At 51.0% G+C, this 16,910-nt stretch carries 13 protein-coding genes and 1 CRISPR repeat array (1 of these 14 cut by a window edge); of the genes, 10 read left to right on the top strand and 3 right to left on the bottom strand.

The genetic code is table 11. The features are described 5' to 3' along the window. A CRISPR array of direct repeats spans positions 1-1,016; the repeat unit is 29 nt; unit sequence GTCTTCCCCACGCCCGTGGGGGTGTTTCT; it reaches 539 nt to the left of the window's first position. A 614-nt stretch (positions 1,017-1,630) separates the two neighbouring features. Beyond that, on the bottom strand, positions 1,631-4,315 hold the full coding sequence (locus ACYQ1O_RS10080) for an ImpA family metalloprotease (protein WP_459991554.1): 2,685 nt from the start codon (positions 4,313-4,315) through the stop codon (positions 1,631-1,633). A 346-nt stretch (positions 4,316-4,661) separates the two neighbouring features. Here ACYQ1O_RS10080 and dusA point away from each other — a divergent pair, with 346 nt between their 5' ends. The 6 genes from dusA (at position 4,662) to ACYQ1O_RS10050 (ending at position 10,811) form a co-directional block, all read left to right on the top strand. Further along, complete coding sequence (dusA, locus tag ACYQ1O_RS10075; protein WP_459991553.1) at positions 4,662-5,639, top strand: tRNA dihydrouridine(20/20a) synthase DusA; 978 nt, start codon at positions 4,662-4,664, stop codon at positions 5,637-5,639. A gap of 43 nt (positions 5,640-5,682) precedes the next feature. After that, entirely contained in the window at positions 5,683-6,231 is a 549-nt protein-coding gene (gene folE / locus ACYQ1O_RS10070; RefSeq protein ID WP_459991552.1) for a GTP cyclohydrolase I FolE, read from the top strand. Next, positions 6,231-7,199: a ferrochelatase gene (gene hemH / locus ACYQ1O_RS10065; RefSeq protein ID WP_459991550.1), complete on the top strand. Its 969-nt coding sequence runs from the start codon at positions 6,231-6,233 to the stop codon at positions 7,197-7,199. The genes folE and hemH overlap by 1 nt, the downstream gene beginning before the upstream one ends. A gap of 59 nt (positions 7,200-7,258) precedes the next feature. After that, positions 7,259-8,842 carry a MutS-related protein gene (locus ACYQ1O_RS10060; RefSeq protein WP_459991549.1) on the top strand — a complete coding sequence of 528 codons (1,584 nt, stop codon included), beginning with the start codon at positions 7,259-7,261 and terminating at the stop codon, positions 8,840-8,842. Beyond that, positions 8,842-10,044 carry a formate-dependent phosphoribosylglycinamide formyltransferase gene (purT, locus tag ACYQ1O_RS10055; RefSeq protein ID WP_459991548.1) on the top strand — a complete coding sequence of 401 codons (1,203 nt, stop codon included), beginning with the start codon at positions 8,842-8,844 and terminating at the stop codon, positions 10,042-10,044. The genes ACYQ1O_RS10060 and purT overlap by 1 nt, the downstream gene beginning before the upstream one ends. 146 nt (positions 10,045-10,190) lie before the next feature. Then, the gene (locus ACYQ1O_RS10050) at positions 10,191-10,811 is read left to right on the top strand and encodes a lytic transglycosylase domain-containing protein (RefSeq protein ID WP_459991851.1); all 621 of its coding nucleotides are present in this window, start codon (positions 10,191-10,193) and stop codon (positions 10,809-10,811) included. Between the two features lie 435 nt (positions 10,812-11,246). Here ACYQ1O_RS10050 and ACYQ1O_RS10045 read toward each other — a convergent pair whose 3' ends face one another. Next, a complete protein-coding gene (locus tag ACYQ1O_RS10045; protein WP_459991547.1) occupies positions 11,247-12,746 on the bottom strand; it encodes an OprO/OprP family phosphate-selective porin in 1,500 nt (499 codons plus the stop codon). A 285-nt stretch (positions 12,747-13,031) separates the two neighbouring features. Between ACYQ1O_RS10045 and modA the strand changes: the two genes are divergently transcribed. From modA to ACYQ1O_RS10025, 4 genes are read left to right on the top strand one after another with little or no spacing between them, the layout of a single operon-like run. Then, positions 13,032-13,787 carry a molybdate ABC transporter substrate-binding protein gene (modA, locus tag ACYQ1O_RS10040; protein ID WP_459991546.1) on the top strand — a complete coding sequence of 252 codons (756 nt, stop codon included), beginning with the start codon at positions 13,032-13,034 and terminating at the stop codon, positions 13,785-13,787. Positions 13,788-13,795: 8 nt separating this feature from the next. Further along, entirely contained in the window at positions 13,796-14,488 is a 693-nt protein-coding gene (gene modB / locus ACYQ1O_RS10035; RefSeq protein WP_459991545.1) for a molybdate ABC transporter permease subunit, read from the top strand. 5 nt (positions 14,489-14,493) lie between these two features. After that, entirely contained in the window at positions 14,494-15,165 is a 672-nt protein-coding gene (gene modC / locus ACYQ1O_RS10030) for a molybdenum ABC transporter ATP-binding protein (RefSeq protein WP_459991544.1), read from the top strand. Continuing rightward, positions 15,165-15,986: a TOBE domain-containing protein gene (locus ACYQ1O_RS10025; RefSeq protein ID WP_459991543.1), complete on the top strand. Its 822-nt coding sequence runs from the start codon at positions 15,165-15,167 to the stop codon at positions 15,984-15,986. The genes modC and ACYQ1O_RS10025 overlap by 1 nt, the downstream gene beginning before the upstream one ends. Before the next feature lie 40 nt (positions 15,987-16,026). On the opposite strand, the gene ACYQ1O_RS10020 is transcribed toward ACYQ1O_RS10025, so the two are convergent. Next, positions 16,027-16,845: a sulfite exporter TauE/SafE family protein gene (locus ACYQ1O_RS10020; protein ID WP_459991542.1), complete on the bottom strand. Its 819-nt coding sequence runs from the start codon at positions 16,843-16,845 to the stop codon at positions 16,027-16,029. Between the last annotated feature and the right edge of the window lie 65 nt (positions 16,846-16,910).

Here is a 16,910-nt window from a genome sequence, read left to right as displayed (position 1 = left end):
TACGGGATGGCGTCTTCCCCACGCCCGTGGGGGTGTTTCTTGCCTCTGCATTTTCGGATCAGCCTCCGAATTGTCTTCCCCACGCCCGTGGGGGTGTTTCTTTAAAGGATTTTGATGGCAGCCTGCCAACTCAGTCTTCCCCACGCCCGTGGGGGTGTTTCCAAGCTGGATTGGCGTTTAATGCCGTCGTCTTTGTCTTCCCCACGCCCGTGGGGGTGTTTCTCATTTACTTGCTCTGTCATGCCTACGCCAAAAGTCTTCCCCACGCCCGTGGGGGTGTTTCTTCCAAGGCCAAGGCTTCATGGGCTACTCGATTGTCTTCCCCACGCCCGTGGGGGTGTTTCTTTTGCTAGATTTGAGGATGGGGATATTTTTTGGTCTTCCCCACGCCCGTGGGGGTGTTTCTCGCTTGGGTGGCTAGGTCGTTAGTCATCTTTCGTCTTCCCCACGCCCGTGGGGGTGTTTCTGGTTGATGTGCATTGGTGGGAGAATATCCCTGGTCTTCCCCACGCCCGTGGGGGTGTTTCTCACCACGCCATCGCTTGATGGCTTACGGCTAAGTCTTCCCCACGCCCGTGGGGGTGTTTCTTGTTTTGTTACTCTCACTTATGATGACGCTCAGTCTTCCCCACGCCCGTGGGGGTGTTTCCTTGCGCAGCTGTCAATTGCTCGACGACACCCTGTCTTCCCCACGCCCGTGGTGGTGTTTCTCAGATAACCCGTAAGATAATCCGCCCCATTCCGTCTTCCCCACGCCCGTGGGGGTGTTTCTTCTTTATGCTGCGTTGCCACAACTTACCGTTTGTCTTCCCCACGCCCGTGGGGGTGTTTCCCGCGTTAAAGCCGGATTTGTCCTGCGCGGTGAGTCTTCCCCACGCCCGTGGGGGTGTTTCCTGATAAAAAGGATGATTAACCGCCAAATCAGTGTCTTCCCCACGCTCGTGGAGGTGTTTCTCGTAAACATGACCGAAGACGAACGTACGGAAGGTCTTCCCCACGCCCGTGGGGATGTTTCCATGAGCAAGCGTTATCATTTCATCGTCGCCACGTCTTTTGTCACTGATTTTTTCAGGTCACCAAACGATTTGACGGCATCCACCGATGTTGATAGCTTTTACTTAAACTCTAAATCATTCATATGCGTAGATTTACTATTAACTTATCACTGTTCAGTATTGCGCTGACCTTCATTTCCTCAGTGTTCCCACCAGCAGCCGTGCTGATACCTGTTTGCGCGTTGGTTCTTGGCCTTTTATTGGTCGGCGGCTTGGTGTTTTTTGTCGCAGGACTACTAGGGCAATTAGCTGCGCCGCGTCGCCCATAGCCTTCCCCACTTGCCGTGGATCCCGCCAGCCCGCTAAAAACTCAACACCTATTGGTCGCCAAATTCAATGGGTTTGTGATGGCAACGCTATGTTTTTTCTTCTGCGTTGCCTTAAGGCGTTTTTTTATCGGCTACTTTGAAATAGCTTTCGGTTTCTGGAAACATCTTAAAAAACTCACCCGCAGAAAGCCCCTGGCTGTTGTAGCTGTATAGGTTTTAGCCGATTGGATTTGATGGGGCTGCACATCGTCAATTGGCGTGCAGCCCGTTGGTATGAAAAAGCTGGGGGAAAGGGAATCCGGTTGGCTACAAGGGCCAAGGGTTGGTGCCGTTAACCAATACGGGGGTCGGTAAGGGGTCTTTGAATTCCAGGGTTTCGTCGGCAACGACCCAGAAATTCTTTTTCACCGCCGTCAATCCGTAGCTGGCGACTTGGGCGCTGGCTTCGGTGCTGTATTTTACCCCCCACATATCAAAGAACGGGCGTTGGTCGCGGTTGGTGATGTAGGACATGGACACCAGCATAAAATCGTTGCCGGTGATGGCGGTCGGGCGGCTTGGGTATTGGCTAAAACCCAGGGCGGTTCGCTGTGCGGCCCAATTAGTGTCGTTGCCTATGGCGTTGGTGAACAAGCGTTCGTGGATGTACATCAAGCGGAACAAGTCCCAGCCGCTATCGCCCAATCTGATTAAGTTGCTGCTACCCATTGCCATTTGCCAGTAGAACACCAAGCGTTGGAAAACGCCGCCGTTTACCCAAATGGCGGTGCGTGCGCTTTCAACCGGATCAGCCGTTAAGGCGGCTTGTTGCAAGGCGTTAAAGGTGTCGAGGAAGCCTAAATCGCGCCCGTATTTGGTGGTTTCGGTCGCCTCTTTATTGAACCGCCACCATTTGTGTACCGGAAAAATATTGTTGGAGACTTCGGTGGACGCGCCGTCGTAAATTTTTAGGCGTCCGCGTTGCAAGTTGTGGCCTATCTCGTGCGATTCGCCCCAGCCTAACGGTGTATACGCCCAGTATTGGTCGTAAGGATTGCCGGAACAGCCGTAGCCGCAGTTGGCGCGGTCGGCGTTGACGTGTTGGATGTTGCTCATGCCGTGCAGCGTTGAGCTAGTGCAATCCCAGCCGTGGCTGGTACAAAATGCCAAGACTTTGGCGGGTTGCGTCAGGCCTGTGCCGACAAATCCGGCCAAACCGTAAATATCTTTATAAAGGTAGGTCTGGGTTAAATCCAGCAATCTGGACAGATTGCCGCCAATCAGCGGGTCGGCAATGGATTCTTGCAATAAATCCAAACGCGAGTGGATTTCTATGCCCGGAAATTTAAGCTCTGCCCAATTCAACGGCGTGCTTGCCAATTCGCTGGTGAATTCCGCCGCATTGGTGCCCGTAAAACTGGGGAAAACGGCTAACCCCGCACCGGCAACTTGAATTTTTTGCGCGGCGCTGTCGCTATCGGCGTTTAAAAAGATAATGCCGCCATAGGGTGAGTTGATCTTGACGGCTTTGCCTTTTTCTAGCGGGATGCGCGTGCTCCACAAAAACAGCGGGCGGTCATAGGTATCGAAAACATGGGCCGCGCCACTGCGTAACATGTTGATGTGTGCATAGGCTTTTGCGGGATTGCTGTCTTTGCGGGTTAAGGTAATGGTCTGGCCCGCTAGCGCGTAATAGCCCGTGGAAGAGCTGGCTGCACTGGTGCGGGTGGTTAACGTGAGGGTTTTGCTGATGGTGGGCAAAACTTCTGGGATTTTGCCGCTAAAACTGCCTAAATCGGCTTGGCGGGGATTAATTTTGCGGGTGATGTAAGCGGCATGGTCGGCATAAAGGGCTTTTAGGAAGGTGGTGTCATCGGTGCTGCCTTTGTGCATGGGGTAGTTGATGCCCGCACGGTATTTGTCGCCCAGCAAGACCAGCAGTTTGCCCAGTTTGCGCCCGGTTTTGGCGAACACGTCGAGATTTTTTTGTTCCCACGCCGCCACTTGTTGTTTGACAGCTTCCGCGCCGTTATAAAATTCGCTGACCAAATCGGGCATATTTTTGCAGGAGCGGTCATCGTTGCAGATGCTCCAATCGAAATGGAAATCTTGGTTTTTAAAATGCGTTAATAAGCGTTGGATGCCAGCAAAGCTATCTTGTCCGGCTTGCATGTCGCTCAGCTGGGTAAAATTGGCAGCATCGTTATCCCAGTAATTGCCGCCGTAAGGCAGGCTAAAACCCAGAAATGCGGAGACAATATCGCTAAAGTTTGAAGTGCCTTCGTACCACGTATGCACATACAGCACCGGTTTTTTCAAAGCCATATGGGCTTTGATGGCTGCCAAAACGCTGGCGTTATCCGCCGTAGAAGCATTGCTTTCCCAGCTGACGATGAGTAAGTCTTGGTTTTGGTAGCAGATCGAAATAGTCGCAGGGTCATTACAGATTTTCGTCGCCCACGGCGCTGCTTTTTGGCCTAGCCACTTGGTGATGCCGGTGTTTGCACCGCCTGTAAACGTTAACGCCACTTTTTGCGCTTGCGCCAAACGGCTGGTATCGCCTGCTGTTCCGGTCAGCAACCAACCCAAAATGCGTTTGAAGCTTTCTTCGTAAGCCAGATTTTTCCCTGCCAAAAAATAACCGGTGGGTTCGCTACCCAAAGCCGCAAAACGCCCACCGCCAGCTGAACCGCGCACCGCCAGTACCTTGCCTTTATTGCCGGATAGCAACGGAAAAACGGTTTCGTTTTCTTGAATCAACAGCAATTGGGTGCGGTTGCCGGGTACATAACTGATCGCACCGCTGCCATAAATGCCATCCAGCAATTTATTTTGGTTGGTTTGGTAGGTTTTTATTTGCGATAAGGCGGCATCGACAATTTCGCTTTCCAAAGCCGGCAATAGGCTGGGGTCGCCAGTGCTTACGGCATCATTAAGGGTTGCTTGGACGGGTGCCGCCATTAACAAACAAAAAGGCAGCCACGCTATGGCTTTGGGTTTCGATACAAACATCGTGTTACTCTCCGTGATTGACTCAGACCAAATACAGCCTGTTATTGGAGGCACAACTATAGTCCATTTTTAAAAAGCTACATTTGCAGCCATTATTGTTGACGGTAATCCTTACCAAGGCGCTCGGCTTTGTTATCGCCCTGATAATTGCCATAATAGCCCTATCAACTATTGATGGGCCACCTTGTGTTCCAAAGCCTTTTTGGTGGAGGTAAACATCAACGTGATGTTGTTTTTCAAAGAGGACAGAAAAAAACCTGTTTTTTGACTCCACTTCCGTGTCATCCATTAATTTTTTACCACGACCACCTTTTTTAAACGTACTTTAAATCTGCTGTAAACCATAATGAACCCTAACACCCCTCCCAGAAAATTCTCCGTCGCGCCGATGATGGACTGGACCGACCGCCACTGCCGTTATTTTCACCGTCTGCTCTCTCAAAATGCTTGGCTGTATACCGAAATGGTCACCACCGGCGCGCTTATCCACGGCGACCATCACCGTTTTTTGCATTACAACGCCGAAGAACACCCACTGGCTTTGCAATTGGGCGGCAGCAATCCGCGTGAATTGGGTTTGTGCGCGAAAATGGCGGAAGACTACGGTTATGATGAAGTGAATTTAAATGTTGGTTGTCCCAGCGACCGCGTACAAAATGGTCGTTTTGGCGCATGCCTGATGGCGGAACCGGAATTGGTTGCCGATTGCGTTGCCGCGATGAACAACGCCGTGAAGCTGCCGGTCACCGTCAAATCACGCATCGGCATCGACGATAAAGATTCTTACGAAGAATTAGTGCATTTTATCGGCACGGTTGCCAATGCCGGTTGCAAGACGTTTATCGTCCATGCTCGCAAAGCTTGGCTGAGCGGCCTGTCGCCCAAACAGAACCGTGAAGTGCCACCGTTGCGTTATGACGTGGTTTACCAGTTAAAAATTGACTTTCCACACTTGGAAATTATATTAAACGGCGGTGTGACTTCGCTGGAGCAAGCCGAAACCGTGCTGCAACATGTTGACGGCGTGATGGTCGGGCGCGAAGCCTACCAAAACCCTTACCTGCTGGCAGAGGTCGACCGGCGTATTTTCAGCATCGACAAAACCGCGCCAAGCCGCGCCCAAATAATGGAACAGCTGTTGCCTTATGTCCGCGAACAGCTGACCACCCAGGCACGGCTAAACAGTGTGACCCGCCATATTTTGGGTCTGTATCACGGCGAAGTGGGCGCACGCGGTTGGCGCAGACATTTAAGTGAAAACGTCGGCAAAGCCGGTGCAGACGAAAATGTCATTTTGGAAGCATTAAAGTTCACCCTTCAATGATGTATACTCACCCGCTATTTTTCATCAAAGAGAACCCAAAAACGTGGAAGAACAATTCGCTAAGATTATCGAAGCCGTCGGTGAAGACCTCACCCGCGAAGGCTTGATCGACACCCCTAAACGCGCAGCCAAAGCCTTCAAATTCCTGAACAATGGCTACGAAAAAAATCTGGAAGAAGTGCTGAACGGGGCGATTTTTAGCGCCGAAACCGAAGACATGGTGATTGTTAAGGACATCGAACTGTTCTCTTTATGCGAACACCATTTATTGCCGTTTATTGGCAAATGCCACGTGGGTTATTTGCCACAAGGCAAAGTGTTGGGTTTGTCTAAAGTGGCGCGCATTGTCGATATGTACGCGCGCCGCCTGCAAATCCAAGAAAAGCTCACCAAACAAATTGCTGATGCCATTGAAGTCTCCATCGGCGCGCGCGGTGTGGCGGTGGTCATTGAAGCCAAACACATGTGCATGATGATGCGCGGTGTGGAAAAACAAAATTCGGTGATGACCACCTCCGTGATGACCGGCATTTTCCGCAACCATATCAGTACGCGCTCAGAATTCTTAAATCTCATCAACAGACAACACTAATGAGCCAAAAAACTGGAATCCTGTTGGCGAACCTCGGCTCGCCTTCCGCCCCTACGACTGCCGCCGTCCGTCAGTTCCTGAAAGACTTCCTTTGGGATCCGCGCGTGGTCAATATTCCCCGCCCTATTTGGTGGCTGATTTTGCATGGCGCGGTGCTGCCGTTCCGCCCCGCCAAATCGGCACATGCTTACCAGCAAGTATGGGATGCGGAAAAAGGATCTCCGCTTACCTTCTTGACGCGCCAGCTGTCTGAAAATGTCGCAGCAGCACTTAACAGCGACAGTGTCGTGGTCGATTACGCCATGCGTTATGGCGAACCGTCGATTGCCACGCGCCTAAAGCAGTTTAAAGAACAAGGCGTGACCAACGTTGTCGTGCTGCCCTTGTATCCGCAATACTCATCTACGACCACCGCGTCGATTTACGATGATTTGGTTAAAGAACTTAACCAATGGCGGCATTTGCCCAGTTTCCATTTCATCAGCGATTATCACGACAACTCGCTTTACATTGCCGCCATTGCCGATTCCATTGAACAAGCGTGGCGCGAGCAAGGCAAAAACGAATTGCTGGTGATGTCGTTCCATGGCTTGCCCGAACAGCTGACAAAATGGGGCGACCCGTATTTCCACCAATGCCACCGTACCGCCAAGCTGCTGGCAGAGCAGTTGGGCCTTAACGAACAACAATGGATGATTGTCTTCCAGTCGCGTTTTGGCAAAGCTGAATGGCTAAAGCCTTATTGTGCCGACACCTTGGCAGCCTTGCCCGGTCAAGGCGTCAAATCGGTCGATTTGGTCTGCCCAGGTTTTGCCGTCGATTGTTTGGAAACTTTGGAAGAAATTGCCCAAGAAAACAAAGCCATATTTATGGAAGCAGGTGGCACCGATTACCGCTACCTGCCCTGCCTGAATGATACCGATGCCCATGTGAAGGTGATGGCGCATTTACTTGAACAATACCGGTAAGCGACTATAGTTAAGGCCACTCGACTGTCGTTTTTGGTGCAACCAACCACAGCAAGCCCATGAAACAACTACTCTTACAAATCTGGGAAAACCACTGGCCCACCGCCAAAGCCTGCCAACCCTTGCCAACCGGCGAAGGTGTCATTGATGCCGGTGCGTTCAATACCATTGAAGTCGACAAACTGTTCGATGCCGTCAACCACACCACTACCACGATTGGTCAAGCGGTTTTGTTCCGCTCGTTAAGCCAGCCTTGTTATGACACTGCAGCAATCCGCGCCAAGCAGGACGCGGTTCGGGAATTACAAAGCAACCCTGAACTGATGGCAACGCTGACACAAATCCTGCAAAACGCTGCCGAACAAGAGAAATATTTCTACCTGTTGTTATATGGCAAATTTGGCAACTCGCTCAGCACCGCCACCAACGACCACCCCATGATCGAAGGCTACGGCTACAGCCAGTACAAACGCGGTGTGCGCCTGATGACCGATTTGGTCGATAGCATCCAATCCACTGCAACACCCAGCAGCCCTTATCTGTGCAGTTTGTTCGATGCCATCAAAAACTTTGCCGACACCCGCGCTTATTCTTTAATGCAAGGCCCAGCGTACATTACCGAATACGGCATCCAAAGCAAAAAAGAACGTCAAGGCTCGCTCAGCCCCGCCGTGCTGTTTGTTCCGCGCCTGATAAAACCCCTGATTTTCGGCTTGGCGGCTGCGGCCTATTGGTCGGTCAAGCATTTTGCGCCGCCTGACTTGTTTAGCGGCATTCCTGACGAAGCCATTTTTTTAAGCCCGTTGCTGTTGCTTTACATTCCGATTGTAGGTGGTTTTGACCGCGACAAATGCATCACCCCTTTGCGCGATGAATACCGGCAGTCGCCAGAAGTCGGAGCCGCCTTGGAAGCTTTGGGGCAAATGGATGAGCTTTTATCATTTATCCGTTATGCAGAAAACACCGCACACCCCACCGTTTTGCCGACATTGATTGATGCCGACCACCACCGCATCAACCTCAGCGATGCCGTCAATCCGGTATTGGGCAAACAAAATCCCGCCTATGTCGGCAATGATTTTGTGATGGAAGATGAAAAACTGGTGCTGGTCACCGGCCCCAACAGCGGCGGCAAAACCGCCTTCTGCAAAACCGTGACGCAAATCCAACTGCTGGCGCAAACCGGCTGTTTTGTGCCTGCACAAGCCGCTACGTTATCAGTAGCGGATCACGTCTTTTATCAAGCCCCCGAACTCAGCCGTCTTGATGATGGCGAAGGCCGTTTTGGCGCAGAATTAAAACGTACCAAAGACATCTTCCTTGCCAGCACGGCAAAAAGCTTGGTGGTACTGGACGAGATGTCTGAAGGCACCACCTTTGAAGAAAAAATGGAATCCTCCACCAATATCCTGGAAGGCTTCTACCGCAAAGGCAACAGCACTTTGCTGATTACCCACAACCACAAACTGGTTGACCGCTTTGTCAAAAAACGCATGGGTATCGCCAAACAGGTGGAATTCGCTTACGATGCTCCCACTTACAAACTCATCCCCGGCATTTCCCGCGTCAGCCACGCCGACCGTGTTGCCAAAAAAATCGGCTTCTCCAAAGAAGACATCGAAAACTATCTGACAGGTAAATAATGACTATCGGCACGGCATACTCCGGCAACGCCACCAAAGCCCTGCTGCTCGGCAGCGGCGAACTAGGCAAAGAACTGGCCATTTGCCTGCAACGCTATGGCGTTGAAGTGATCGCCGTTGACCGCTATGACCACGCCCCCGCGCAACACGTCGCCCAGCGCAGCCACGTCATTGACATGACCGATGCCGCCGCCGTCAAACAACTCATCTTGGCGGAACAACCCGATTTCATCATCCCCGAAATTGAAGCCATTGCCACCGCAGCACTCATCGAAATCGAAGCGCAAGGCTTGTGTACGGTTGTACCCAATGCCCGCGCCATCCAATTGACCATGAACCGCGAGGGCATCCGCACCTTGGCGGCTGAACAACTCGGCATCCCGACATCCCAATACGCGTTTGCCGAATCGTTTGAACAATTGCAAGCCGCCGTCGATAACGGCATCGGCTATCCTTGCTTTATCAAACCCACCATGTCTTCATCGGGCAAAGGCCAGTCGATGGTAAAAACGCCGGATGCGCTGCAAGCTGCGTGGGATTATGCCAAAGCCAGCGGACGCGTGGACACCGGCAAAGTCATCGTCGAAGCTAAAATTGACTTTGACTTTGAAATCACCTTACTGACCGTGCGCGCCCTCGATAGCAATGGCGAAGTTGCCACGCATTTTTGCGAACCCATCGGTCATGTACAAGAAAATGGCGATTACCGACAAAGCTGGCAACCGCAAGCCATGACCGCCAACGCCTTAAGCCGCGCCCAAGACATTGCCGAAAAAATCACCTCAGAAATGGGCGGGCTGGGTTTGTTTGGGGTAGAGCTGTTCGTTAATGGTGATGAAGTTTGGTTTAGCGAAGTCAGCCCTAGACCGCATGACACCGGCATGGTAACCATGGCAACACAAAAACAAAGTGAATTTGAACTGCATGCCCGCGCCATTTTAGGCTTGCCGGTCGATACCCGTTTGCAACAAAAGGGTGCCAGTTCGGTTATTTTAGGTGGCGTGAATGCCCAAGCCGTCAGCTATCATGGCCTCGCCCAAGCCCTTTGCGTACCCGACAGCGAAATCCGCCTGTTTGGCAAACCCGAAGCGTTTGTGCACCGCCGCATGGGCGTTGCCTTGGCAACCGCCGATACGGTTGAAACCGCCATTGCAAACGCTATCGAGGCAGCCAGTCATATTGAGATTCAACCCGCAAAATAGGTAACATCATGTTAAAAATTGCTTTTACCCTAATTGCTGCCAGCTTATCTTGCTTTTCGCAAGTGACTTTAGCGCAAATCTACAAGACCAACATCAGCGGTCAAACTTATTACGGTAACAAGCCTTTTGGTAGTTTTAACAAGAGCATGACCAACAGTGCCAGCCCCAAAGCTGGAGCCGTCAAAAAAATTGCCTATCTGTACAAATACTTAGACCCAGACGGTGGCTACCATTACACCGACGAACCAAAAGGCAATTACCGCCTTATCAGCAAAACCAAAGTTGAAGTCCATTACGATAAAGAGGAAACCAAAACGGCCTCCACTTTCCATAAATTTAGCGGTACACCGGTATTCCCCTCCTACAACTTTGACTACACCGCCGGCAAATCCAAATTCAACGACCTCATCGCCGATGCTGCCGCGCGTTACCAATTGGACGAAAAGCTCTTGCATGCTGTCATCCAAACGGAATCGGCCTATAACGCCGGTGCGGTCTCGCCCGCTGGTGCAGTGGGGTTGATGCAGCTGATGCCCGGCACCGCCGAACGTTATGGCGTGGCAGACCGCAAAGACCCGGTACAAAATATCCACGGCGGCGCGCATTATTTGCGTGATCTGCTGGACATGTTCAGCCCGAATATCGACCTCGCCATCGCCGCTTACAACGCCGGTGAAAACGCGGTGCTGAAATACAATTACACGATCCCGCCTTATTCCGAAACGCAAAACTATGTCCGCCAAGTGCTGGCGCGCTACAACCACTAAACCCAACACATCTCGTACCAAATTCCGCCCTTTAACTGACCTGCTTAGCCCATAAAAATGGCTAGGCTTGCGTGGGTGAAGCGGGTTTGCTCCCTCCCGAAAAACCTCTGGCTTGACCATCCGCCAATCGCAGGTACATTGATAGCGCTATTGGTTTAAATAGCGTATTGAAATTTTCCCGTCACCCATACCATTAAAACTAGAGAGGACGAGCGATGAATATAGAGTTTCCAGACAGCAAACTTGTAACGTATATCGTGTTTGGCGCGATGACACTGGGCTTTTTTGTGATGTTGTTCATGTTCTAAAAACCACAAAAAGCCTTACCCGAAGACCTAAAAACACCCGCCATTTTTTAGTGACCGAAGCCAATGCAAAAAAGCCTTTCAGACATCACGCCTGAAAGGCTTTTTTTATGCCAACAACTGTTTTACTTTAAAAGGCAATCTGGAAACGCGACAAGAAGACGTTCTCGGTCGGGCGGTTGGCAAGCCCGGCAAAGCCGCCGCCGACATAATAGGTCTGTTCAAAATTGTTCATGATTTTGAAGTTTTCGTTGAGAATCCAATTAAGGCCAATCGCCCAAGCTTGGGCGCGGGTAACGGAAGTGCCAAATTGTGAAGTGATCGGGTCAATATCCAATTCCGAATAACGGGTGGCAATCTGCCATGCGCCCCAATGACCGGTTTTGGGATCAAACACGTGTTCGGGCTTGATGCCAAAAAATGAATTGTTTTCGCCGGTGAGCATATACGAAAAATTGATATGCCACGCTTCGTTGTCTTGGCGGCCTCGGAGAGTGCCCGCCGTATTTTGCAGTGTTTGGGTAGACAGCAGATATTCGCCCATCATGCCGAAGGATTTCCAATACCAATACATTTGCGGGTAAATGCGGTAGCTTTCGCCGATGGCTCTCGTCGTGGGATTGTACGAGACAATGGTTTGTTGCCCATTACTGGTCAAACTAGGCAATGCCGTATTGCCGTTGGGCTGGCCCCAAGTTCCAGAAACCCCAATCCCTAAGCCTTCCAAAACCGAACCGCTGTGCATGAACGGATGCGCGAACAAGCGTCCGGCAATTTCTTTATTGTTATCACCCTCGCCGTCAGCATTTTGGGCGGCCTGGTTATCACGTATGCCATTGAACACACCCAACTCATAACTGAAAAACTCTTTAAAAACCGGTTGCGGCGTGTACTGCACCTTATAGCCAGGATAAGCAAACGCGCCATGCAGCATCACACCCAGGTCGCGGTTGGGAGCGAGTTGGGCAGGAAAAGAGCGCTCAATAAAGGTTAAATTGGGCGCACTTTGCATGCGCTCTAAACTGACCGGTTGACGGAACTTACCCACCATCAGGCTCGCCGCCGAAAAATAATGCGCGTCGATAAAAGCATCGAACAACCGCGCTTGGCTACCGGCAAAGTCAGGAGCGATGCGGAAATCGACATTTTTAAACAACGTGCCATCAAAGCTTATACGCACGCGGCGGATGTTAAAATTGTCGTTGAAGTTTTGGTCGTTGTCGCCAAAATAAAACCGGGCGTCGCTTTGTGCATAGCCACGCAAGCTAAATTTGTAATTTTCATCGGCCGATTTGTAAGACATGCCTTTAGTGGACACCTCAATTTTCGGTGCTTTTTTGGCGGCTTCATCGGCGGTTTTTTTCTCGGTGTCCAAACGTTTTTCAAGCACGGCTATTTTGTCATCCATGTTTTTCAACGTGGGGGTAGCTGCCGTGACAGGTGCAGTATGGCTTGGCAACTGGCTTTTCAGCTGCCGGTTTTCGGATTCCGATTTTTCCAGCTTATCTTCCAATTGCGCCATGCGTTTTTCCATTAGCGCCATACGCTGCTCGACGCTCATGGCTTGGCTGGTGCCAGAAAAAGCCATTGCCGCGGCAAGGCTGGTCATTACTGCGAGTGGTCTGCTCATAAGATTCCCCTTTTTTGTTTTACGATAAATGTCTGTCATTTTTCCTACAGCCTGTCAGTTAAATGACAGGCTTTTCATGCTGTTTTGGCCTTACAACCCCTAATTTATATAGAAAAATAAATACCGATATATTTGGTACAAGCCTTGCTTGATGATTAAGACAAGATTTAGGCCAAGAAAGGCACATTACCTGCCCGCCCCCATACACTTGACAAGCGCGGCTCATAATCGCAGTATACTAAAGGTAATAACGATTTTGTCATTTTTTCCTTTACAGGAGGCTTTATGTTACTTAACACCATCCGCTATTTATTGATAGCATCGCTTATCTCTTTCTCTGCGTTTGCCAAAGCCGATTTTATGATTGTAGCCGCCGCTAGCCTGACCAACGCCCTTGGCGACATCAGCAAAGCTTACCAAGCCAAAACCGGCGTAAAAATCACCACCTCTTTTGCCGCTTCATCAGCCCTTGCCAAGCAAGTTGAAAACGGCCTGCCCGCCGACATTTTCATTTCCGCCGATAGCAAATGGATGGATTACTTGTACGACAAAGGTAAAGTTGACGGCACTTCCCGCAAAGAATTTCTCGGCAACACACTGGTACTGATTGCCCCCAAAGGCCAAAGCTTTAGGGCAAACTTGGTAAAAGGCGGTCAGCTGGCAAACGCTTTTGAAGGCAAACTCTGCACCGGCGAAACCGAAACCGTACCCGCCGGTAAATACGCCAAAGAAGCCCTACAAAAACTGGGTCTTTGGGATGGCATAAAATCGCGTGTGGTCGGTACGGAAGACGTCCGCGCCGCCCTCGCCTTTGTTGAACGCGGCGAATGTGCGGCAGGCATTGTTTATGAAACCGATGCCCGTATCAGCAAAAAAGTTGATGTGATCGGCACGTTCCCTGAAGACAGCCATGCGCCGATTGTCTACCCGATGGCAATGCTCAGCCAATCAGAAGAAGCCAAAGCTTTTTTGGAATATTTAAACCAAGCCGATGCGGCTAAAATCTTCGCCGAATACGGATTTAAACGCTTACAACCTTAAGGGATACCATGTTGGATTTGTCAGAAACCGAACTTGCCGCCTTGCTGCTGTCGTTAAAAATAGCCGCTTGGAGTACCCTGCTCAGCTGCCCGCCCGCCATCTTTGCCGGTTGGTTGCTCGCCCGTTTTCAGTTTACCGGCAAAGCCTTGGTCGATGGCCTGATTCACCTGCCTTTGGTGTTGCCACCGATTGTGCCGGGCTATTTGCTGCTACTGCTGTTCGGCAACAACGGCTGGATAGGCCATTGGCTGCACGAACAGTTTGGCATCAGCTTGGCATTCAATTGGAAAGGCGCGGTGCTGGCTTCCATGGTGATGGCCTTTCCGCTGATTGTCCGTTCCGTGCGCCTATCCGTTGCCGCCATTGACCTGCGACTGGAAAACGCCGCCCGCACCTTAGGCGCCAGTCCGCTCTGGGTGTTTTTATCCATAACCTTACCGCTCGCCGCCCCTGGCATTTTGGTGGGTTCATTACTAGGCTTTAGCCGCAGCTTGGGCGAATTTGGCGCGACCATTACCTTCGTCGGCAATATCGAAGGTGAAACCCGCACCTTGCCGTTGGCGATTTACACCGCCACACAAATGCCGGGGGGCGATGAGCAAGCCTCGCGCTTGGTACTGTTATCGCTGGCACTGGCTTTGTCGGCGTTGGCGGTCAGCGAATTCCTCAACCGAAAATTGCATTTAAAAACGGCGGAGTAGCCACCATGCTCGACATTAATATTCAGCTTAAACGGGGCGAATTTCAGCTGACCGCCCATCTGCAGAGCGACGCCTTGGTCACCGGTTTGTTCGGCCCGTCAGGTGCGGGAAAATCCAGCTTACTGCAAGGCATTGCCGGTTTGCTGAAGCCGCAAAGCGGACATATTGCCATTGCCGGTGAAACCTTATTTTGCTCGGCAAGCGGTATCAATATTGCCGCCCATCAACGACGGATCGGCTTTGTTTTTCAAGATGCGCTGCTGTTTCCACACTTGTCGGTACGCCAAAACTTGCTGTACGGCTTTCGCCAACTCGCCGAAAGCGAGCGGCGTTTATCGTTAGCAACGGTGGTCGACATTTTGGAAATCGGCGCATTGCTCGACAAAAGCCCGCAACGCTTATCCGGCGGCGAAAAACAACGCGTTGGCTTAGGACGCGCATTGTTAACCAGCCCTCGTTTGCTGCTGCTGGACGAACCCTTGGCTTCGTTGGACGGACGGCTTAAACAACAAATATTGCCGTTTTTGCTGCGCATCCGCGACGACCTACAAATGCCTATGCTCTACGTTAGCCATTCCTTGCCGGAAATTGAATATCTGACCAACCATGTGGTAGCTATCAAACCTGGCTTGCTGATGTCGTCAACCCAAACCAACACTTGCTCAGAGGCTTATTGATGACCGCCCCCAAACCGTTACCGGCACCTTATTCTGAACCTGTCTTCGTGCAAGGCGAACTCAAGCTGATCGGCGGCCTGAACGAAAAACTGTTCCGTTTGCTTGCTGCTGTTGAGCAGACCGGTTCAATTAACCAAGCCGCCAAAACGGTCGGCTTAACCTACAAAGGCGCGTGGGAGATGATCGAACGCGCGAATAATTTGTCGCCCAAATTGCTGGTTGCCACTGCCATTGGCGGCAAACAAGGCGGAGGTACTCGCTTAACCCCCGCAGGAAAAGCTTTTTTAAGTGTCTTTACCGAAATTCAGGAAGCCCACGGGCAATTCCTGATGCAACTCAACCAACGCTTGGCAAGCAGCCAAGACATTATCTTTTTACTTAAGAGGTTAATCATGAAAGCCAGCGCACGTAACCAGTTTTCCGGAAAAGTAACTGAACTTAAATTAGGTGCAGTTAACGCGACCGTCGCCATCGGGTTAAAAGGCGGAGAAACCATTGTCGCCAGCATTACACTGGAATCTGTCGAAGCTTTAGCCATCAAACAAGGTTCGGATGTCATCGCTTTGGTAAAAGCCCCGCAAGTCGTCCTAGTTACCGAATTCGGCGGCTACCGTCTGTCGGCCCGCAACCAATTGCCAGGCACCATCACCCGCATTCAAGCCGGCGCGGTGAACTCTGAAGTGGTGATTGAACTGAAAGGCGGCGATACCGTAGCAGCGACCGTCACTAATGAAAGCTTGGAAACCTTGGGCTTAGCCATTGGCAATCCGGCGACGGCGGTTTTTAAAGCGGGAGCGGTTATTTTAGGTGTTGCTGCTTAATGCCAACAAAGGGCAGGCATAACGCCTGCCCAAGACGCCCTTATTGGGTAACGAATTTAACGCCAATCAAGATCAGGATAGTTGCCAAGGTTGGGCGTAGATAACGCTCAGGAATTTTCGCGCTCAAGTGGCTACCCACCCAAATACCTGGGATAGAGCCTAGCAACAAGCTGCCCAGCAAGATGTAATCGACGTTACCCAACAACCAATGTCCAAAACCCGCCACCGCTGTTAATGGAATGGCGTGCGCCAAATCGGTACCGACAATTTTCAAGGTAGACATTTTTGGGAATAGGAAGATCAGCGCCACGGTACCTAAAGCACCCGCACCGACGGAAGACAGCGTGACCAAAACGCCCAATACGGCACCGGTCAGAATCGTGGCGGGGATTTGCCATTTATCGAAACGTCCGGTGTTGTTGAAATTGCTGATGTCGTCTGGCAAAGGTTTGGCTTCTTCCACTTTACGCATCAAAACACTACGGTAAATTAACGAAACCGCTGTCAGCAATAAGGCAATTCCCAGTGTAAAAGTAATTGCGCCGGTGGTTTCTTTGCCGACATCCATGAAGTATTTGATAACAAACAAGGTGGCAACAGCAAACGGCAAACTCCCAGCCGCCAACCATGCTACGGTTTTCCACTCCACTGAACCGTGTTTATTGTGGTGTACCCAAACACCGCTGGTTTTGGTAATCGCGGCAAACAGCAAATCCGTACCCACCGCCGTTGCCGGTTTAAATCCAAACAAGAAAACCAATAAAGGTGTCATTAGCGAGCCGCCGCCGACACCTGTCACGCCCACCAATAGGCCGACCAACAGGCCTGAAACGGTGTAGCCAATATTGAAAAATTCCATAATGCCATCCTTTTGTGTTGTTTTTAAGATGGCAAAAACTATAACAACAAAAAACTAGGACTTTT

The organism is Methylosoma difficile (genome assembly GCF_054657615.1).
Note: the sequence above shows the minus strand (reverse complement) of the source record. Positions and strands in the feature narration are given on the sequence as shown.